This is a genomic window from Pedobacter sp. AJM (assembly GCF_002197755.1).
Lineage (GTDB): Bacteria > Bacteroidota > Bacteroidia > Sphingobacteriales > Sphingobacteriaceae > Pedobacter.
Genome location: NZ_NHOT01000002.1, coordinates 54982 through 75713, shown reverse-complemented (window position 1 = coordinate 75713; position 20732 = coordinate 54982). Strand labels below are relative to the sequence as shown.

The 20732-nt window shown below is 37.6% G+C and carries 21 protein-coding genes; 7 read left to right on the top strand and 14 right to left on the bottom strand.

Annotated elements, in window-relative coordinates; all coding sequences use genetic code 11:
* The first annotated feature begins 8 nt into the window (after positions 1 to 8).
* The gene (locus tag CBW18_RS04270; RefSeq protein ID WP_088300034.1) at positions 9 to 470 is read left to right on the top strand and encodes a DUF4268 domain-containing protein; all 462 of its coding nucleotides are present in this window, start codon (positions 9 to 11) and stop codon (positions 468 to 470) included.
* On the opposite strand, the gene CBW18_RS04265 is transcribed toward CBW18_RS04270, so the two are convergent.
* Complete coding sequence (locus CBW18_RS04265; protein WP_088300033.1) at positions 467 to 1615, bottom strand: hypothetical protein; 1149 nt, start codon at positions 1613 to 1615, stop codon at positions 467 to 469. The genes CBW18_RS04270 and CBW18_RS04265 overlap by 4 nt on opposite strands.
* Positions 1616 to 1749: 134 nt before the next feature.
* Here CBW18_RS04265 and CBW18_RS04260 point away from each other — a divergent pair, with 134 nt between their 5' ends.
* Together CBW18_RS04260 and CBW18_RS04255 are read left to right on the top strand one after the other, a co-directional pair.
* Positions 1750 to 2046 (top strand): hypothetical protein, encoded by a 297-nt coding sequence (locus CBW18_RS04260; protein WP_088300032.1) that lies wholly within the window; start codon positions 1750 to 1752, stop codon positions 2044 to 2046.
* A gap of 21 nt (positions 2047 to 2067) precedes the next feature.
* A complete protein-coding gene (locus CBW18_RS04255) occupies positions 2068 to 2658 on the top strand; it encodes a porin family protein (RefSeq protein ID WP_088300031.1) in 591 nt (196 codons plus the stop codon).
* A gap of 67 nt (positions 2659 to 2725) precedes the next feature.
* Here the strand turns inward: CBW18_RS04255 and CBW18_RS04250 are convergent, their stop codons facing one another.
* Positions 2726 to 3640 (bottom strand): YihY/virulence factor BrkB family protein, encoded by a 915-nt coding sequence (locus CBW18_RS04250; protein ID WP_088300030.1) that lies wholly within the window; start codon positions 3638 to 3640, stop codon positions 2726 to 2728.
* Between the two features lie 70 nt (positions 3641 to 3710).
* Positions 3711 to 4109 carry an META domain-containing protein gene (locus CBW18_RS04245; RefSeq protein WP_088300029.1) on the bottom strand — a complete coding sequence of 133 codons (399 nt, stop codon included), beginning with the start codon at positions 4107 to 4109 and terminating at the stop codon, positions 3711 to 3713.
* A gap of 137 nt (positions 4110 to 4246) precedes the next feature.
* On the opposite strand from CBW18_RS04245, the gene CBW18_RS04240 reads away from it, so the two are divergent.
* Complete coding sequence (locus CBW18_RS04240) at positions 4247 to 5035, top strand: hypothetical protein (RefSeq protein WP_088300028.1); 789 nt, start codon at positions 4247 to 4249, stop codon at positions 5033 to 5035.
* A 4-nt stretch (positions 5036 to 5039) separates the two neighbouring features.
* On the opposite strand, the gene CBW18_RS04235 is transcribed toward CBW18_RS04240, so the two are convergent.
* The 4 genes from CBW18_RS04235 to CBW18_RS04220 all read right to left on the bottom strand — a co-directional run bounded on the left by CBW18_RS04235 (position 5040) and on the right by CBW18_RS04220 (position 7327).
* On the bottom strand, positions 5040 to 5651 hold the full coding sequence (locus tag CBW18_RS04235) for an alpha-ketoglutarate-dependent dioxygenase AlkB (protein ID WP_088300027.1): 612 nt from the start codon (positions 5649 to 5651) through the stop codon (positions 5040 to 5042).
* Positions 5652 to 5653: 2 nt separating this feature from the next.
* Positions 5654 to 6514: a methylated-DNA--[protein]-cysteine S-methyltransferase gene (locus tag CBW18_RS04230; protein ID WP_088300026.1), complete on the bottom strand. Its 861-nt coding sequence runs from the start codon at positions 6512 to 6514 to the stop codon at positions 5654 to 5656.
* An 89-nt stretch (positions 6515 to 6603) separates the two neighbouring features.
* Entirely contained in the window at positions 6604 to 6960 is a 357-nt protein-coding gene (locus CBW18_RS04225) for a hypothetical protein (protein WP_088300025.1), read from the bottom strand.
* A gap of 91 nt (positions 6961 to 7051) precedes the next feature.
* Complete coding sequence (locus CBW18_RS04220; protein ID WP_140418625.1) at positions 7052 to 7327, bottom strand: hypothetical protein; 276 nt, start codon at positions 7325 to 7327, stop codon at positions 7052 to 7054.
* Between the two features lie 693 nt (positions 7328 to 8020).
* Between CBW18_RS04220 and CBW18_RS04215 the strand changes: the two genes are divergently transcribed.
* Positions 8021 to 8365, top strand: a complete 345-nt coding sequence (locus CBW18_RS04215) for a single-stranded DNA-binding protein (RefSeq protein ID WP_088300023.1) — start codon at positions 8021 to 8023, stop codon at positions 8363 to 8365.
* 53 nt (positions 8366 to 8418) lie between these two features.
* On the opposite strand, the gene CBW18_RS04210 is transcribed toward CBW18_RS04215, so the two are convergent.
* The 4 genes from CBW18_RS04210 to CBW18_RS04195 all read right to left on the bottom strand — a co-directional run bounded on the left by CBW18_RS04210 (position 8419) and on the right by CBW18_RS04195 (position 14518).
* A complete protein-coding gene (locus CBW18_RS04210; protein ID WP_253248963.1) occupies positions 8419 to 10470 on the bottom strand; it encodes a TonB-dependent receptor in 2052 nt (683 codons plus the stop codon).
* Positions 10471 to 10541: 71 nt separating this feature from the next.
* On the bottom strand, positions 10542 to 11861 hold the full coding sequence (locus tag CBW18_RS04205) for a sorbosone dehydrogenase family protein (protein WP_088300022.1): 1320 nt from the start codon (positions 11859 to 11861) through the stop codon (positions 10542 to 10544).
* 116 nt (positions 11862 to 11977) lie between these two features.
* Positions 11978 to 13315, bottom strand: coding sequence for an ankyrin repeat domain-containing protein (locus tag CBW18_RS04200; RefSeq protein WP_253248962.1), 1338 nt, complete (start codon positions 13313 to 13315; stop codon positions 11978 to 11980).
* 24 nt (positions 13316 to 13339) lie between these two features.
* Positions 13340 to 14518 (bottom strand): ankyrin repeat domain-containing protein, encoded by a 1179-nt coding sequence (locus tag CBW18_RS04195; RefSeq protein ID WP_088300020.1) that lies wholly within the window; start codon positions 14516 to 14518, stop codon positions 13340 to 13342.
* Positions 14519 to 14873: 355 nt separating this feature from the next.
* Here CBW18_RS04195 and CBW18_RS04190 point away from each other — a divergent pair, with 355 nt between their 5' ends.
* Complete coding sequence (locus CBW18_RS04190) at positions 14874 to 17093, top strand: NADP-dependent isocitrate dehydrogenase (protein WP_088300019.1); 2220 nt, start codon at positions 14874 to 14876, stop codon at positions 17091 to 17093.
* A 90-nt stretch (positions 17094 to 17183) separates the two neighbouring features.
* On the opposite strand, the gene CBW18_RS04185 is transcribed toward CBW18_RS04190, so the two are convergent.
* On the bottom strand, positions 17184 to 17708 hold the full coding sequence (locus CBW18_RS04185) for a transposase (protein WP_088300018.1): 525 nt from the start codon (positions 17706 to 17708) through the stop codon (positions 17184 to 17186).
* A 206-nt stretch (positions 17709 to 17914) separates the two neighbouring features.
* On the opposite strand from CBW18_RS04185, the gene CBW18_RS04180 reads away from it, so the two are divergent.
* Complete coding sequence (locus CBW18_RS04180) at positions 17915 to 18322, top strand: hypothetical protein (RefSeq protein ID WP_088300017.1); 408 nt, start codon at positions 17915 to 17917, stop codon at positions 18320 to 18322.
* Positions 18323 to 18417: 95 nt separating this feature from the next.
* Here the strand turns inward: CBW18_RS04180 and CBW18_RS04175 are convergent, their stop codons facing one another.
* A complete protein-coding gene (locus CBW18_RS04175) occupies positions 18418 to 18924 on the bottom strand; it encodes a hypothetical protein (protein WP_088300016.1) in 507 nt (168 codons plus the stop codon).
* A gap of 4 nt (positions 18925 to 18928) precedes the next feature.
* Positions 18929 to 20719 carry a DNA polymerase III subunit gamma/tau gene (locus tag CBW18_RS04170; RefSeq protein ID WP_088300015.1) on the bottom strand — a complete coding sequence of 597 codons (1791 nt, stop codon included), beginning with the start codon at positions 20717 to 20719 and terminating at the stop codon, positions 18929 to 18931.
* Positions 20720 to 20732: the final 13 nt, after the last annotated feature.

The following is a 20732-nucleotide window of genomic DNA, read 5'->3' as shown; positions in this document are numbered from 1 at the left end:
CAATTGGGATGTACAGTAAAGATGAAGCGGCCAGGTTAAGGCAACAGTTCTGGATTAGTTTTGGGCAGTACATGAAACCTGTACCTTCGGCCAGTGGCAGCACGGTTCATTGGATCAATTATAAAACAGGCGTAAAAAATATCTTCTTCAAAATGGATGTTGACAATAAAAAGGCAACAATTGCTATTCAGTTGTCTCATTCAGATCAGGATATTCGCCACCTCATTTTTGATCAGTTTGAAGAATTCAAATTAATGCTCACCAATACCTTAGAAGAGGAGTGGGACTGGAGGAGAGATTTTACGGATGATTACGGAAAAACGATCAGTCAGATATCAATTACTTTACCTGGAGTAAGCATTTTTAACCAGCAACACTGGCCAGCACTCATTTCATTTTTTAAGCCAAGAATTATTGCGCTGGATGATTTCTGGGATCATGTGAAACCGGTTTTTGAAGATCTGGTCTAATCAGTCAGGTGCAATTGTGCTATTCTTTCTTTTGCAAACTTAATTTCTGAATGATCATCTTCTGCATGAGGTTTACTGCCGAGGTAAAGCTTATAATAATTTAGAGCAGGTTTAGTCTGTTTCAGTTTGGTATCATAAAGTGTGGCCAGGCGATAGTAAAGTGTTGGCATTACCTTAAACTGTAATCCTTTTTTATAGGCTGCATTGGCTAACTTAAATTGATTATTCTCTTCATAACTTAAGCCTAATAATGCATAGTAACTTGCCGTATTTGGGGAGATGGCCTCCTCAATTGTTCTCCTGGCGTAAACTGCGGCCATTTTATAATTTTTAAGGTATCGATAACTTAAGCTGGTAAAATATAAAGTGTTTTCATTTTGCATCAAAAGTTTTTCAAGTCTGGAAAAATAATTAATGGCCTGATTATATTTTTTAGTGTAATAGTAGGCTTTTGCTACGTCTTTAATTACGCTGGCATCATCTCCGTCTTTTAATAACATTTCGCCGGAAGTAATCACTTCCTGGTATTTTTTTAGCTGATTGGCCAGGGGAAGTTTTGCTTTTTGCAATGCCAGGTTTTCACTGTCTGCCTTAATGGCGACATCCAGCACATGATAAGCTTTTTCATATTCCTGGCTCACGCCGTGTACTTCTGCCAGGTCAACCGCAATATCTGCTTCATTGGGATTAAGCCGGTTTGCCTTAAGGAGGTAAACCAGCTTCATAGAGTCTTTTACTGAAGGATATAAATTAGCGAGAAGCTTATAAACACTAAAATTATTGCTGTCTATTTGAACGATTTCGCCATAGTATTTTTTCGCCATTTGTTGGTTTCCCCGCCGGGTGCTGATACTCCCAAGACTAAATAGAATAGGCAGACTTTGCGGTTGGAGCTGGTATGCCTTGCTATAGTATTTCTCGGCTTCTACATTGTTGCCCGCCATCAAAAAACAATAACCTATTTGGGTGAGCACTTTTTGATCGGTTGTACTGTCTGTGAATATGCTTTTTAAATATAAAGCGGCATCTGCATATTTCTGATTTTGATACAGATCGAATAATTTTTCCTTATCAACAAGCGCAGACTGAGCATCACACTGTTGGGAAAATACCATAAGCAGCAGGAAGTAAAATATATTTTTCATCACTTCAATATTTTAAACTAATTTATTAGTTATAAGTGATGATTCCAAATTTTTCTGGAAGATGAGGTAAATAAAAACAAATTGGGTGCGTGTGGGTTTATAAGAATATTAGTATAAATTTAAATAAAGAACCTATGAATACCTTACAGAAATTCGAATTGATGGAAAAGATTGTGCGTGAGTTAGAGGATTTACAAAATTCGCAAACAGCACTGATCCAAAAAATTGGCAAAATTGAAGTGGATAATATCGAACTAGGCGATGGCAGGTTAGAAAAGGATTTACCGGATATCCACCAAAATTTAGCAGATAACTTAGACACTATATCAGGAATTTTAGATTACTTTGCAGGCAAAACACAAAATTTTGGCGATAAGAACAATGTTGATGCCTTAAAAGAACAAGAAGCCATCAACAATGTAACTGGCTAATTTAACTTAACCCTATTTTATATGAAATCTTTATCATTAACTATTGCCTGTTTATTTGCTTGTTTTTTTGCAAGCGCACAGGTATTACCAACCTTCCAGCTAGGTTTAAAAGCCGGAGCAAATTTTTCAAAGTTTGATAGCGATAATACTTTCAGTAGTGATAATCGTGCCGGTTTTTACGGCGGTTTGTGGGCGAGGATTGGTGGGGCAGGCGTTCATTTTCAACCAGAGCTTTACATCTCAGGTAAGAAAACGAACCTGGTTAGTGATGCAACAGGTCAGGTAAATAAAGTGAGTTTTACCAGTTTGGATGTTCCGTTATTGGTTGGAACTAAAATTGGTGCTTTGGGTGTTGGCGTTAGATTAAACACCGGACCAATGGTTTCATTTATTTTAGACGAAAAACAAAGTTTTGGTCAGGCTACCGGAAATGTTTTTAATGGAAACTTTAAAAATCAGGCATTTGCATGGCAATTTGGTGCAGCACTTGATATTAAGAAATTAAGCATCGATGCGCGTTACGAATTGGGCTTGTCTAAATTAAATAAAGATGGTTACCCTGGAACAAAGCTGAATTTGTTTACCGTTGGTTTGGGATATAGAATTTTTTAACCTGATACTAAATAATCAGTATAGGAGAGGGCAGACATTTGATCTGCCCTTTTTTTATGATGTTTATTTAGAGATCAACCTCTGTCAGCTCATACGCATAAGAACCATTTTTAGGAACAATTGGCGTTTCTCGTCCTACACTTAAGGCTTTAATAAATGAAGCGCCAAAATAAAATATAAGTGAAGAGTAAAATACAAAAAGCATAATCACAATAATAGATCCGGCTGATCCATAAATGTTGCTGATATTACTCAGTGGAAGCAAAATCCTTAAAATATATTTACCCACGGTAAAAAGACAGCCGGTAAGTAAGCCTCCTGAAATGGCTGCTTTCCAGGTGGGTCTGCCATTGGTAAGGTATCTGAACAGCATCGTAAACCAGGTAGTAACAATAATAACAAAGATGATTTGATTCAGTATGGAGGTTAATATCAGACTAAATGACGGTGAACTGCTTTTTAAATAGGCACCGATAATGGCCTGAACACTATCTGCCAGTAAGCCGATAAAAAATAAGATTCCGGCAAAGAGGATTATCGTAACAGATATCGCTCTTGATTTAAGGGTATTAATGATGCCTTTCTTATCCTTATTGCCAATATTCCAGATTTGTTCAAGCGAGTTCTTAATCACGTTAAATAGGGTAGTGGCAACAAACAGGAAAAATACGAAACTGAATAAAGTAATATACCAGGCCTGATCAATTCCCCTGATATTGCGAAGGGTTAATTTGATCTGTTTAATACTGTCTTCATCCAGGATGTTGGCCAGACGCTGAAAAATATTAGTGAATAAAATACGCCTGTCGGTAAACATACCAAATAAGCGGATGAGAATAATCAATATCGGTGGAAGTGCAAAATTGGTAAAGAATGCCGTTGCGCCAGCTAATCTTAATGGATCGTTTTGTTGAAATAAGATAAATGCATTTTTCGAAGTAGAGAAAAAGAAGCTTAATTTATCCTTTAGTTTTAACAGCATGTTTCATTCTTAAAGCCCCGAAAATACTCAAAATACTTTATTCGTAATCCTTTGTATCTGTTTTTGTTATTTAATCCGCCTTTTTAAACACGAGCAGCACTTTTTCGTCATTCAGCAGGGTTAGTTTCCCATCCGTTACTTTCGCCTGGTTTACCTGGTTAATGGCCTGTACATATGCACGTTCGGCCGCATCTGTTTCCTGGCAAAACATCCTGGTACTGATGACATCTTGCAATTTAATCCTGCGATCTGCTTTTTCAATTTTTCCTCCATAGGAATTACAAAAAGATTTACCGCTAACTTTCAAGCTATCACCAAAATTAAGTGTCGCTTTAGCATTCGCAGGTAAGGTAAGTCCCGGCAATTCAGTTAATTCCCATTTGGTATGTGCTAATTTCTTTGGATCGTTTTTTTCCAGACAGGCACTAAAAAGACAGAGGCTAATGCCAAGGATAAATAGATTTTTCATAAGTATTGCGATTTCTGATGATCAACAAAAATTAATCCAATAATTTATTTGAGGATAAATGATATAAAACTAAATTTTTAATCGGAGGTAAGAAATAAAGATAATAAATTAGCAAAAAAAAAGCGACAATAAAATCTATGAAAACTACAGCATTCGCCATTCTGCTTTCCATCAGTTTATTCGCCTGTAAGCAAAGCAAGCTGGAACAAACTTATGTTCCTAAAGCCTACACCAATGAGGATTTTAATGAATTTCCAAAGGTTAAAAATGAAATCTTAAATATTGTCACTGTTGAACCCTCAAAACCTGAAGACAGGGAAACTTTTACCATTCAGTTTAAAGATACCACTATAGCGATTCAGGATAAGCCTAAGTCTTTAGCCAATCAGTTTAAACAAGCCAGGTTTATCAATACACAGAAAACTGCTGCATTGGTTCAGGTTGAAGATGGTTCAGGCTTGGTTTCTCCATTTTATGTGATTTCTTTAAAGGACGGCAAAGTTGGTGTAACCAGTTTATACAAGGCATCAGCAGGGAAAAGTGATAAAAAATATACCAAGGGAATAGAGGAGATGAGTTTAAGCAATATTATTGTGAATAATGATTTTGCCATTGCTTTGGTGAATGGGAAGATTTATCCCATCAAAAGACAAAATGAAAGTGAACGCATTCAAGGCGATTTTTTATTCAATTCATCAGATAAGCAAACCCTGGTTTTTTTAACCGGCAACGCGCTTTATCAGGTTAATTACCGTACAGGAGAAACGGCTACACTTAAACTTCCTGCCAATGTGATGCAATCTGGCAATGTGGCCAATGAAATCAGAAAGGGTTATAGCTGGGCTACCAATGCAAAAGGCGCATCTTTTCTAAAGCAAAATCCAGATGATGACCGGATTGTAGACATCAGCGAATTTAAAAAGTAGTTCATTATCCGGCAAGCATTGATCGAAAGGTAAGGTTGATCCTTGGCGTGCTGATCTTTTTTGTTGGAGGTAAACGGTGTAGCCAATGCGTTTGGGTGGCATCTTTCATCTCCAGCAAACTTCCATTTTCTAAAAACAGGCCAATGGTTTCTTTAGTTGTTTTATGTTTAAAAAGAAACTTTCTTTCGGCACCAAAACTCATTGAGGCAATACTGGTATTTTTGCCCAGGGCTTTTTCATCATCACTGTGGTATGCCATGCCTTCATCTCCATTGTGGTAAAGGTTTAACAGGCAGGAATTGTAGGTTGATCTGGTGTTTTCCTCTGCAATTTGTTTGAGTTCAGTTAATTCCATGGTCCACGGAAGTGCATATTTAGTCGCATTTGAATAGGTATAAGCATATTTTTTATCGCCATACCAGGCCACCTTTCTTTTGGTAATGATGTGTTTGCCCATGATGTAAGCTTCATCATTTTTCCATTCAATGGTATTCAGGAGTGCTTCGTAATAGGCATTCGCCTTTTCGATGGAAAACAATTGCCCGAAATACCGTACTGTTCCATCATAGGGAAGGAAGTTGTGATTCACATCTTGTATTGTACTAAACAAATCCATTTTTACTGCTTTAAATTTTGCTGTTCAGCTGTTTTTGCGGCCTCCCAGCCAATCATGACCATTTTACGCTCAGTGCCCCAGTGGTAACCCCCTAACGCACCACTGGCCTGGATTACCCGATGGCAGGGAATTAAAAATGCTACAGGATTATCACCAATGGCTGTGCCCACTGCCCGGCATGCTTTTGGATTTTGAAGTTTACTGGCAATGCTGCCATAAGTGGACAACTTACCCATCGGAATTTTTAATAAGGTTTCCCATACTTTTAATTGAAAATCAGTACCTTTTAAATGGAGTTTAATTTCCTGTAACTTGGACCAGTCATTCTGGAAAATAAACAGCGCATTTTGTTGCATGCGATCTAACTGGTGATGAAAATTTGCTGCTGGAAATTTGGAAATCAATTGTGCCAGTGCGATTTGCTCATTTTCTATAAAAACCAGATGACAAATGCCTTTTGGTGTTGCGGCCACAATGATATTTCCAAAGGGTGTTTCAGCAAAGCTGTAATTAACATTTAAATTTGCACCTCCGTTTTTATATTCGCCGGGAGTCATTCCTTCAATATTAACAAACAAATCATGTAGCCTGCTGGTTCCGGATAATCCGGTTTCCATTGCCGTTTCAAATAACGAGGCCTGATTTTCTTTGAGGCATTTTTTCGCGTAACCAATGCTAATATACTGTAGAAACCTCTTCGGACTTGTACCTGCCCATTCGCTAAATAGCCGCTGAAAATGGTATGGGCTTAAATTTGCCTTTTCAGCAATCTCTTCCAGACTGGGTTGTTTTTTGAAGTTTAACTGGATATATTTAATCGCATCGGCAATTCTATGGTAGTTAATGTCTTCTTGTGTTTTCATATCCTCATTTCTTACCCGCAAAACTAATAAAGAAATGAAGTAGATGATACCCGATAATTGCTAAGTTCCATTGCATGACCAGCATCTGACTATAACTTATCCTCTCTTTTTACCAAAAGAAAGTCATCATCATTTAATGCCAGGTAACCAAATTCATAGCAAAAGAGATAACACTTGCCGTTTTGAGTTTGATAAATGTGGGTATGGTAATCAAAGTTGAAGCCGGCGTTTAGCATTTTCTTTCTTGATATTTTAACTTTTCCATCAGGGTTAAATTTAGATAGAAGTGTACGGTTTTTTTTAAGAATTGAATTAATCCTGTTAAATACAATACCATTTTCACTCTTTAAACGATTATTGTAATTATTACGACAACTATCATCACAAAATTTTTTATCAGTTCGGCCTTTAACAGCCTCGCCACAATCTAAACACAAGCGTTCCATATATATAATCAGGTTTATATTATGGGATGATGATTAAAAATAATAAAATTTTATCTCTGTACAAAATGCGATCATGACGCATTACATCCTTTTAGTTAGGGGCTGTAGATTTACCCTTGGCTTCTGCCTGTTGAAAATCTTTCTTGATTTGTAGCATAGAGATGGTGTTGAAGATAGAATGAACAGGAGATTTCATGTGGTAACGTCCTAATGTGGTCGAATTGATGTAAACCTGCTTTTCTTCAAAGAGCACTGTAATTTCCTTTCCCCAGGTAAAGAGTCCTGTTTCCTTTTTAAATTTTATAATGTTTTGCCCCGAATCATCTATTTTAAGCGATGGATATCTATGTTTTAAAATTTGAACCATCTTTAACCGGTTTAAGGTAGGGTTTGATCCCTTGATCAGGATCAAATGATTCATTAAATAAAGACTAACGAGCATGAAGATAACAAAAGCCACAGTGAGGCAAAGCGAAGTAAATGTTAGTTTATTGCTCTTATTCATCAATGGCAAAAGAGGCAAGGCTAAGAAAATTAACCAGACGAGGTTTTCAAAAACTTTATTTATCAATAATCCAGTATTTAAATGAAATACTAATCGACCTCTTTGAATACTTTTTTGCCTGTTAATTTGTGATCTCACCACTAAATGTAAGCATATGAAATGGTTTAAGAAATATAAATCCTCTGTTTTCCCGTTTGCATACTAAATCCGTTACCTCAGTCATCTTAAAAAAATGTTCAGCAGCATATCATACAGTTAATTGATGCTTAAGCTTGAAATGATCGTTACCACAAAGTTATCTGAATCTGAATATCTGATAATGATTGAAATACAACATACACAAATACCTACGCTGTTTACTTTCATCATAAATTAAATAAGGCTTATAAATCAAATTGAAGGGTAATGGCCTGCTAAATCCGTTTATAAACGTTTATAAACGACTATAACTGTTTAACATCCGAATAAATTTTTTCACTGTCTGCACCTTTGTTCTGTCGATAGCGAGGAAAGCTATTGTTCATTAATGATTAAGAAACTTAAATTTAAAAGATTATGGAAAGTGCAATTAACAAAGTAGTATTAAGTGGTTTTGCAGGAGCAGACGCTGAGGTAAGAAACATTTCTGGAAATCAAAGATTGGCGAAAGTAAATCTAGCCGTAAATGAATATTACAAGAATGCATCAGGTGAAGAGGTTAAAAAAACAAACTGGTTTACACTAACATTCTGGAATGATAAAGCCGACCTTGCCTCTGCTCAGATCAAGAAAGGAACCAGATTAACCATTGAAGGTAAATTATTATCAGGATCATACGTGGCGAAAGACGGATCTAAAAAGTTTACAACAGACATTGTGGTGAGTGAAGTTGCCATTAAAGAGATCGATTTGTCAAATTAGGCAACTGTAGCATAAAGTAATTGAGTTGGCTAAATCTCAATTACTTTATGCCTTTAGAGTTTAACAGATGTGCCAAGGTAAAAGTTAATGCCTGGGGCAGCATTGTAATATCTGCCAGCCATTGCATTTAAGTCATTTCCTAAACTATAGGTTTGATCAAGTAAATTATTTATCCCGCCAAAAACCTCCAGGTTAACCTTTTTAAGATGGATATGACGCATGCCTGTTTTAAGTTCAACGAGATGATAGTGCTTTGCAAATACCGTATTGCCATCATTCAGCGGAATTGAGGAAGTATAATTATGCTGGGCAAAGAAATACAAACCTTTGCTAAATTGAAAATCCAAACTGGAGACTGCAACATTTGATGGAACACCAGTTAGTTTATTGCCGTCGAAATTTAAATTACCTGTTGAAAATTCTTTAAATCTAAAATGATTGTAAGTATAACTACCGCTGATTTCAATTGCATGTAGAAAGGAACGATGATTTCTGATCAGCCAGAAGGAAGTTTCCACTTCTAGGCCCCGCTGTGAAGTTCCGCCTGCATTGATGAAAAACTCTGCGTCATTTGTATTCAAACGCCTCACAATAGCATCATTTAAATTGAATTGAAATACATTTGCTGCCAGATAAAGCCGATTGTTTGGTAGACTATACCTGATGCCACCTTCATAATTCCATCCTGATTCGGCCTGTAGGTTATTGTTAATATTATTATCAGAAGCCCTTACCTCCGCAATAGTAGGAGGGGAATAACCTTTACTAATGGTTCCTCTGATGGAAAGTTCATTAGTGATCAGATAAGATGCAGCTAACTTAGGCATCAATTCTACATCAAACTTCCTTTCTTTTTCAGCGACTACTGTTGGAAAAAAGCGCTCATAGTGGTATCTATAAAAATTCAGGCTGGAAGCCAACTCAATTAAAAGCTTATCATTAATGTCTAAATTCAGGCGTAAAAAAGCGAAATTCTGGTTCGCTCTCACGTGATCAGACGCCTGCATCGCAGCGGGAGTTCCTGCGTTATTATCAAAATTTTTGATCTGGGTCTTAGTTGCACCACTCTCCAATCCAAGCTGTGCATTAAACTTGAGTTTGTCTTTCAGTTGCTGAAAATCAACAAAAGTTCTTAACCCCAGTGTTTGCTCATAACGTTTCTCATAATTGGTAATAAACGGATTTTTGAAATCTGTATAACTCCCAAATAAGGCAACTACGTGTTTAAAGCTTTTGCTGATCTGATAATTATTAGCAATACCAGTAAATAACGTTTTATTATAAATGGCCGCCTGCTGTGTTATTGCCCCCGGAATGGTTGCTGTTGCAGGTCGGGCCGATCTGGGGTTGTTTTCAAACTGTGTTAACGTTAAACCGCCTGGCGTTTCATAATTTAAATCACTGTAAAAAGCATAGAGCTTCAAATTTCCTTTATTGCTATAGTCCCACTGATGATTGGTTTGTATGTACTTTCTTTCCATGGCACTGTTTTCTCGGAATCCGTCGCTTTTTTGATAACCTTCCATCAAATTGAAGCTATAGTTTTTAAACTTCTGCTGAATGTTTGCTGTTTGATGAAATAAGCCATAAGAGCCTGCGGTAACAGTTGCCGAAATAGCATTTTGATTGGCAGATAGGGGCGTAATTAAAATCGTACCGCCCGTATTGGCACCAAAAATACTCGCCTCAGGACCTTTGTATACTTCAATACTGGTGAGGGCTTCCGGATCAATTGCATTTAAATAAGTATTTCCACCGGCATCTGTAAGTGGGAAATCATCAATATAAATTTTAATATTTCTGATGCCAAATGGTGAACGGAGCAAACTTCCCCGAAGGGATAAACGGTAGCTGCCGGGCGATCGTTCTTCCATCCTCAAACCAGGAATGGTATTAAGAGTACTGGTGAGTGAGGTATTGGGCTGGTTGCGTATGAGATTAGTGTCGATCAGGTTAACAGATGAAACTGATCTTAATCGTGTTTGGTTATTATAATAGCCACGAACAACTACTTCTTTTAATTTTTTAACAGAATCAGTTTTACTCATTTGAGCAAAGGCTGTAACCGAGAGAAACAGGTAAATACAAGTAAAGGTTATTTTCAATTGTTCGATTTTTAAAAAATAAGGGAGTAAATGACCATCAGCCAATTACTCCCTTATCAGGTGTAAATAAATTATTTCGAAGCTACACGCCAAACTACGCCACTCACATCATCCGCTACCAATAAGGCACCATCTGCAGCAAGGGTTACGCCAACAGGTCTTCCATATACTTCTGCCTTACCGGTGTCTGCAATAAATCCAGTAAGGAAATCTTCAGGTTTACCGGTAGGCTTTCCATCTTTAAAAGGCACAAAAATCACCTTATAGCCTGATATGGCAGAGCGGTTCCAGGAACCATGCTGACCTACGAAGGCGCCTCCCTGATACTTGGCAGGATATTTATTTCCCTTGTAAAAAGCTAACCCTAAGGATGCGGTATGTGATCCTACCGGTACATCAGGTGCAATGGCTTTTTTAACCAAATCAGGATTTTTACCTTTCAATCTCGGATCTTCATTCTGACCATAATACGAATATGGCCAGCCATAAAATGCACCTTCCTTTACGCTCGTAATATAATCGGGAACTAAGTCATCACCCAAGCCATCACGTTCATTAACAGCTGTCCAAAGCATGTTTGTTCCAGGTGCCCAATCAACTCCTACCGGATTACGCAAACCAGAAGCATAAATTTTTTCCCCTGTCCCATCAGGATTAACTTCTAAGATATTAGCCCTGCGGATTTCGTTTTCCATACCATTTTCACCAACATTACTCCCCGATCCAACGGTTACATAAATTTTGCTTTGATCAGCATTGGCAATCAGGTTTCTGGTCCAGTGGTTATTATACCCCCCGGCAGGCAAACTCATGATTTTTTTTCCGGTACTGGTGATTTTTGTATCTCCGCTTTTGTATGGATATTGCCATATACCATCTGTATTGGCGACATAAAATGCGTTGCCAATAATCAGCATACCATAAGGCTGGTTTAAGCCAGTTAAGAATGTAGTGGTTAATTCTGGCTTGCCATCTTTATCTGCGTCTCTGTAGAGCAGTATGGTATTGGCACTTTGTCCGGCTACTTCAGATTTTGACTTTCCGGTAACTGCATTTGCTACTTTCTCCTTTGTGCTGCGTTCTGAATTGGACAATACCACCAGCACATCACCATTAGGCGCAACAATCATATTCCGGGGACTTTTGATGTTACTGGCAAATCTGGTCACTACGAAACCTTCAGGAGCTACGGGCGTTTTATTTTCCGGCCAGCCAATTACTTTACTGAATTTATTTTTTGAAGCTGTGGTATCCGGAGCAGGTAAAGTAAGGGATTCGCTACTTGTGGTAACAGTGGTATCCGTACCCTGCGGGCCTGACTTTGAGTTCGACTGGCAACTCGCCAGGAAAGCTGCAGAGAGCATGGAAGCGTAAAAATAATATCTTTTCATGTTTTTCAATTTTTCGTGAATAAGGAGATCTTCAGTCTGATAACATTATATATGCAGAGATGTTTGTTAAATAAGTTCTATTTAAATCACTAAAACGAATAACTATACCTGATAATTTAACTGCTTAAAATCTTTCCTTTTTCCACATCAAATTCTGCCTGTGAGAGAATCCCCATATCCAGCAACTCTTTTAAATCCAGTAAAGCCTGCTTTTTGCTGGCCAGGTCTGGCTTTGGTTTTTCATCTGCTGCAGGTTCTTCGGGCTTACTAAAACTGGCCTGTGCAGATGGATTAAACTGGAGTAATAAAGCAGTAATTTCATTAAAGCCTTTAATATTGGCATAATCTATCGCTTTTTGTTCTTTCGCGTTAACCACATTTCCATCGGCCTGTTGCTCCAATAACATTTTAACAATATCTTTTTTACCATTTGCGGCAGCATAGTGTAAGGCCGTATTACCACTTTCATCCTGTATATTGATGTTGGCTGCTTTATCAAGCAGCAGTTTTACCATGCTTGAGTTTCCGCTTTTGGCAGCTACATGAAGTAAACTTTCGCCACCATATCCGTAATCTGTATCTAAGGAAAAAGAACTTGATGCAGACAAGTTGGTTGCTGTTTCCACCCAGTCGAGATAAGAATACATGGATGCTTCATCTCCGGAAGCTGGTTTTGAGTAATTTACATCCACACCATTCTCCAGGAATAAAGAAACTATTTCTTTTTGATTGTTTGAACAGGCATACCAAATCGGAGATTGTCCGTTTTTTGAAGAGGCGAACACATCTGCACCTTTGTCCATCAATAGTTTAATCAGCATTCTATTGCTATCATAACAAGCCTGTAATAAGGCACTTACCCCGTTATGGTTAACATGATTAATACTTGCCCCGTTTTCCAGAAGCAGTTCTGTTACAGGTAAATTTTTAGATGCTACAGCAAAAAGTAAAGGTGAGTCACCATTTTTATTGGTGGTGTTTATGTTTGCACCATGATTGAGCAACAGCTTTACAATTTCTTTATTTCTCCAGCTTGCAGCAATCAGAAGGGGTGTTTCAGCTTCATTATTTTCGCTATCTACCTCAAGTCCTTTCTCCAGCAATTTTTCTAAAACTTCAATTTGGCCGCTTTGTGCTGTCAGGTGAAGTAAGCCGTTTCCTTTTAAATCCTTAATTTCTGCTTTGGCATCCTGCGAGAGCAGGTAAAGCGCTGTTTGCTTTTGTTTTTGTAAACAGGCGAAATAAAGCGGTGTTTCACCTGCATGGTCTTCATAATTTAGATCAGCTCCGGCAGCAATTAGAAGCTGAACCAGATCTAAGTAACCGCGATGAGCAGCATAATGCAATGCTGTTCTACCTTTTTCATCTGTATAACCTACTTCAACTTCACCATTTGCCAATAAGAGCTCGGCTATTTTTCTTTTGCCGCTTTCGCATGCAATTATAAATGACATCGACATATTTTTCCTTTGATCAGATTAAGAATTTTTCATTAATAGTTCAACTGTTTTTATTTTAAGATTATCGTCAGATGCAAGCATCAGCGGTGTCTTATCTTCATCATTACTGATTGACGTATCCGCTCCGTTTTCCAATAATAATTTTACTTTTTTATAGGTCTCTTTTGCTTTTTCTGCTTCAAAGTTTACATTGTATGCGCACACTTTATGCAGAAGGGTGTTGCCGTGATCATCTTGTCTGTTAACATCAAGATTGCCGGATGATAAAATGGCCTGAAGCACTTCGGGTTGTTTTTCAGCGATCAGATCTACAGGGGTTTTCTCCTTACTGTAATAAATGCTGGCCTGATAAATATCTGCACCATCAGTAATCAGGTGACTTAAAAGTTCAAGATTTTTATCACTTACGTACATCATCCTCAAGAATTCAAAAAGTGTGGTTACGCCACTTTTATTAACAGTATCAAAATCAGGACTTCCAAAATCCCTTAATTTGAGATACATATTTAAGTCTTGTTTATGTGCAACAGCGTAGTAAAATGCCGAATTTCCATCCTGGTCCAGCTCATTAGGATTGGCGCCATTTTCCAGCAGGATATCCAGGTATTCAGGTTTGTTAAATTCTATGGCTGCAATTAGTGGCGTTTTTTTTACAATGTTAGTAGCGTTTACATCTAAGCCCTCATGAATTAACAGTTCCAGATAGGAGATGGAAAGCTGCGGTTTCATCAGGTTCGTTCTAATGACCTGATGAATGAAATTTTCTTCAGCATTATTGGTGAAGTTCACATCGCATCCGGCAGCAATCAATATTTTAATCTTTTCTACACTTACGCCTTTTTCCAGAAAATAACCTAACAAGGTTTTTGCTTCAACTTCATCGTTGAGGTTCTCAAATTTTGAAATGAAATTCTCAAAGAAAGCAAGTGCTTGATCGTCATTTTTTAAATTCCAGATGATCTTGCCGAAGATACTTTTATCAAAACTGTCAAATTCGTACACATCTGTTTCAATCCATTTGCTTTCTACCAGTTGATCGATTAACTCATATTGCTCCTTACTGAACAATCGCTCTAAAATTTGAGATTTTTGGTGTTCAGGAATATTTTTTGATAATTTTTCACCTGATTGTAATAATGGCAGCGCCTGATCAAAATGACCCTGCATCAAAAGTTGTTCTAAATTCTGTTCACTCATATAGAAAATGATATAGGTTTAACTTAAGAGCTATGCGTTGTAACGCGCTAAATCAGGGAGATCATTCTCCCATGTTTATTTGCTCATATGAATTGTCTTCTTAATAACAAATCCTGATCCATTTATAAAAACGTGCCAATGAGAGTAGTCGTATTTTTAAGTGCGAGAAATAGATACAATCAGATTTTAGTTAAAAAAATATCCGCAATATTTAAGTTCCAGGAAAACACAAATAACATTAGGATGTTCCTTAATTCATCCGATTATTTTATCTTTAGGCGATTTTAAGAAAAGGTCGGTTTACAATTTTAACCGATTAAATAGTTAACCTTTATAAAGCAAAATCAATATTAACATGTCAAATACATCAAAAATTATCTACACCAAAACCGATGAGGCGCCCATGTTGGCAACTTACTCCCTTTTACCTATCGTACAAGCTTTTACCGCATCAGCGGGTATTGATGTAGAAACCAGAGATATTTCTTTAGCGGGAAGGATTTTGGCAAACTTTCCGGAGTATTTAAAAGACGATCAAAAAATTGGTGATGCTTTGGCTGAGCTTGGTGCATTGGCTACCACTCCAGAAGCCAACATTATTAAATTACCCAATATATCAGCATCTATTCCGCAACTTGCAGGTACAATTACGGAATTACAGGCGCAGGGTTTTGCCATTCCTAATTACCCGGATAATGCGCAGACCGAAGAAGAAAAAGCGATTAAAGCGAAATATGCAAAGGTATTAGGTTCTGCAGTGAATCCGGTTTTACGTGAAGGTAACTCCGATCGCCGCGCACCTAAAGCAGTTAAGAATTATGCCAAACAAAACCCGCACTCAATGGGTAAGTGGTCTGCTGATTCGCAAACAAAGGTAGCCAGCATGACCGAAGGTGATTTTTACGGATCAGAAAAATCGGTAACTGTTCAGGATGCCAGTCAGTTTAAAATTGAATTTGTAGCAGAAGATGGTGCTATTACAGAATTAAAAGGTTTATCGCCCCTAAAAGCCGGTGAAGTGATTGATAGTTCCGCATTAAGCTTGTCTGCTTTAAAATCTTTTGTGGCCAAAGAGATTGAAGAAGCCAAAGCAGCAGGTGTTCTATTATCTGCACACTTAAAAGCGACCATGATGAAGGTTTCTGACCCGATCATTTTCGGTGCGATTGTGGAAGTTTACTTTGCTGATGTTTTCACTAAATATGCCGCTCTTTTCAAAGAAATTAATGTAGATACACGCAATGGTTTAGGTGATGTTTATGCCAAGATCGCGGGCCGCCCGGAACAAGCAGAAGTAGAGGCAGCCATTGCAGCAGCAATAGAAAATGGTCCGGCTTTGGCAATGGTAAATTCAGATAAAGGAATTACCAACTTGCATGTACCTAGTGATGTAATTGTTGATGCTTCGATGCCGGCAATGATTCGTACTTCCGGTCAGATGTGGAACAAGGAAGGTAAATCTCAGGATACTATTGCCTTAATTCCAGATCGTTGTTATGCTGGTGTGTATACTGCAACTATTGATGATTGTAAGGCGCATGGTGCTTTTGATGTAACTACTATAGGCTCTGTGCCTAATGTTGGCTTAATGGCTCAAAAAGCTGAAGAATACGGTTCACACGATAAAACTTTTCAAGCTACAGCAAATGGAACCATACAGGTAACTGATGCAGAAGGTAAAGTTTTCTTTGATCAGAAAGTGGAACAAGGTGATATTTTCCGCATGTGTCAAACAAAAGATGCACCTATTCAGGATTGGGTTAAATTAGCGGTAAACAGAGCCCGCTTATCTGAAACGCCGGCAGTTTTCTGGTTAGATGAAAACAGGGCGCATGACAGAGAAATTATTGCTAAAGTAAATACTTATTTGAAGGATCACGATACTACTGGTTTAGACCTTCGCATTCTTGCACCAATCGAAGCTACCAAATTTACCTTGGATCGTATCCGTAAAGGTGAAGATACCATCTCAGTTACCGGTAATGTATTGCGTGATTATTTAACGGATTTATTCCCGATTTTAGAACTGGGAACTTCTGCAAAAATGTTGTCGATCGTTCCGTTAATGAATGGTGGTGGTTTGTTTGAAACAGGTGCCGGAGGTTCTGCTCCTAAGCACATCGAGCAATTTATTGAAGAAGGTTATTTGCGTTGGGATTCATTAGGTGAATTTTTAGCTCTTCAAGCATCTTTAGAGCATTTATCTCAAACACAGAATAACGCTAAAGCACAGGTTTTGGCTGATGCATTGGATGAGGCAAATGCGAAGTTCCTGGCTACTGATAAATCTCCTGGTAGAAAATTAGGTTCTATTGATAACCGTGGATCGCACTTTTATTTAGCTTTATATTGGGCGGAGGCATTAGCCGCTCAAACGAAAGATGCTGAATTGCAGGCCAGATTTGCGCCATTGGCAAAAGCTTTAACAGAGAACGAATCGAAAATTAATGAAGAATTAATTGGTGCTCAGGGTAAGCCTCAAAATATTGGTGGTTATTATCATCCAAATGATGAATTGACAAATAAAGCAATGCGTCCGAGTGCAACTTTAAATGCAGCTTTGGCTGGATTGTAAGGCTTCATAAATAAATTTAAATCCCCAATTGAATTAATTTTCAATTGGGGATTTTTTGTTTCTATATCTTAATTTTTTATTTAAAAGATGCTATTCATCTTTAATAAATTTATCTTTTTCCCAGTTCATGGGATTGTTAATAATGTAGTTTGAAATATTTTGAAAAGACGTTTCATCACGAATGATGCGGTCGTAAAAGCGGGTCTGCCATCCAAAGTCAAAGTCTAATCGATTACAATGTTTAGTCATCGCAGATTTGTAAGAGCCACTTATAGATGATATCGTGTTTTTTCCCTGATTTTGAAAGCGTTGTTGTCCAGGAGCTACAGACAAAGGATTTATATTATTTAAAATCAAGATCCCATGCGCATGGTTTGGCATCACAACAAATTCACCTAATTCTACATTTTTTTGGTGATTTCTGATTTCGTACCACATTAAATTGGCAATCACACCAATATTTGATAATATCATCTTTCCGTTTAAAATTTTACCGAAATAATGTAACTTATCTTTTGTACAAATGGTTATAAAATATTTACCTTCCCAGCCGTAATCCCAAGTTTGTAAACGTGCAGAAGGAATTCTGTATTGTTTTTGATATTTTTCATTCATGATAGCGTGAAGTGATTTGTCTATATAAATCATTTGATTATGCTTGATTTATAGGGATGGGTATGCTAGTATAAAGAGTATTTTGGAATTAGATACCCTGATAATTCACTTATATTAGTTGATAGATTCTTTTAAAATACATAATCTCTCAAAAACCATCTGCCAGACCATTTGTTATCATCATAAATAAAATAGGAGATATAACCATGTCAATTAACGAAAACAAAGGATCACAAGATAAAATACATAGTACTACGGAAAATCCGGAAATCAATAAAGAGAATTTATCTTTTGATGAGAATAAACAAAGTTATGAGTTGGATGTAAAAGGTGATGATCAGGATTATGATCATCCGATGGGATATGAAACGGTGGCTGCGGGAGCTAAAGATGATGATTCTACTTATGATGAGGCTAATCCATATGTAGGTGACGAATATGCCAGTAATGAAGACATTGCAGAAGATAATTTAGAAGAATTAGGTATGCATGTTGACAATGGTGAGAGTGTGAAATTAAATACGGAAGATGAAATTTTAGCGCGTACACCTGAAGATGACCGCGACGATTTAGACGAGGAAGGTTACCCAATTAACGATGCACCCGAAAAATAGGTAAAAGATTCCCGTCTGTAAGATGGCGATTTGAGACAAAACCATTATAAATGGAAAAGCAGGATGATACATTACAGTATGATCCTGCTTTTGTTTTATACCATTTTAGTTAATTTCTCAATTTCGGCTTTCCAGATCTCTCTGTTATTGACCACAAATTTTTCCATTTCGCCATTGTATAAAACAATCTGCAGGCCATTTGGAACCATACCTAAAGTTTTATAAAAAACCAATTCTTTAATTTCCGTCAGATAGATATTAAAAGCATGGTTCTGGATGTTAAAGCCATGCGATTTAAACTCCAGGCGATCTGTTAAAAGATAAAGTTTGCCGCCCACAGCTTCTGCATTTTTGAAATGGTTAGCCGCTCCCGAATAAATAACCCCATCCTGATCTTCTTCAGTCAGTGCAGTTTGTTGTTTAACTTTTCTTGAGTTTACAAAAAGGTACATAAACAAGCCAAAAAGTATACCTGCGATGGGTGCAGCAACTGCGGCATAGGCAATGCCGTAAATAAATGCTTCAATTGTTCCGAAAATAATGGCAAAAAATAAGGCAGCTATAACTGTATTCTTCAGCTTTGCTTTTGTATCGGCTGTCATGTTTTTACGGGTTAATATCTAAATTAAATCTCTTGCGCAACTCGTCCAGCTTGGGGTTTTTATTTACGAGATAATCGTACTTTTCCCGGTTTCCGTACAATCTGTTTTCAATTTTGCGTTCTACCTGTTTAAAGGTAATGTCAACGGCAAAATTCTGCAACTGATTTCTTAAGAAATTCATCAGCTCTACTGATTCCTGCACCACAAATTGTTCCTGCGTTTTACTTTCGACTGATATTTCAATCAACACCGGACTAATAAGTTTTGGCGCAAAATTATTCAGGATGGTAAAGAGGTTGATTTTATCAGCACTTTTTAAAATCTGAATATATTTATTCCAAACTTCCAGCAATTGATCATAGGTAAAAGGTTCTCGGGCCTCGCCTGTAGCTTTTTTAGGTCCGTTATCTTCCTCGCCATTGGCCAGTCGTTCCAAATCATTTAAAGAAGGAATTAAAGTGCCTACATTTTTTTTAGGAATGTTAATGCTGATCGACGTTGCGGAAGAAGGGGGACTGGTTTTTGGTTTTTCTTCTACAGGTGGCAAAACAGGTGTTTCCGTTTTAGGCGGCAGGTTTTCACTTTCCGCTTTAATCTTCGGACTTTCCGCTTTTTCAATTATGACATCAGTTTTTTTTTTATCCTGATCTGCGTCAGTTGCTGTGTTACTAGGGCTTAAAGGCTGTTGGGCTAATTGGACGACGGATCGAATATGGCACATTTTGATGAGCGCCAACTCTACCTGTAAGCGTTGGTTTTTAGAATTTTTATAATTTAAATCGCAGTTGTTGGCTAAATTTAAAGCCGTTAACAAAAATGATAATTCTGTTTGCCTGCACTGATCCAAATATTTCTGTTTGATGTTTTCGCTAACCTCTAACAATTTGATGGTTGCGGCGTCTTTACCAACCAGTAAATTACGGAAGTGTGTAGCTAAACCATTAATGAAGTTATTGCCATCAAAGCCATTGTTTAAAATTTCATCGAACAGAAGCAGGGTTTGGCTCACTTCAGCAGCCGTTAAATAGGAGGTAAGTTTAAAGAAATAATCATAGTCTAGAATATTCAGATTGTCGATTACAGCTTTGTAAGTGATGTTTTTGTTTGCATAACTGGCAATCTGATCAAACATCGAGAGTGCATCACGTAAGCCGCCATCCGCCTTTTGGGCAATGATGTGTAAGCCATCCGTTTCAAAGGCAATGTTTTCGCGTTGTGCAATCGTAGCCAGGTGCCTGGAAATATCTTCTACCTGAATGCGGTTAAAATCAAAAATCTGACAACGGGATAAGATGGTTGGCAGGATTTTATGCTTTTCTGTGGTTGCCAGGATAAAAATGGCATAAGAAGGTGGTTCTTCCAATGTTTTCAAAAAGGCATTAAATGCACTTTGTGATAACATGTGAACCTCATCAATAATATAGATTTTATATCTGCCGGCTTGTGGCGGGATCCGAACCTGTTCAATTAAACTACGGATATCATCAACGGAGTTGTTTGAAGCCGCATCCAGCTCATGAACGTTAAATGAATGCCCGTTTTGAAATGACAGACAATTATCACATTGTCCGCAAGCTTCCATTTCTGCTGTAGGATTGGTACAGTTAATGGTTTTAGCCAGGATCCGGGCGCAGGTGGTTTTACCTACACCTCTTGGACCGCAAAATAAAAATGCCTGAGCAAGTTGATTATTTTTAATGGCATTTTTTAGTGTGCCTGTAATATGCTGCTGCCCCACTACGGTTTCAAACGTGGCCGGACGATATTTACGGGCAGAAACAATAAAATTTTCCATCGGCACGAAAATA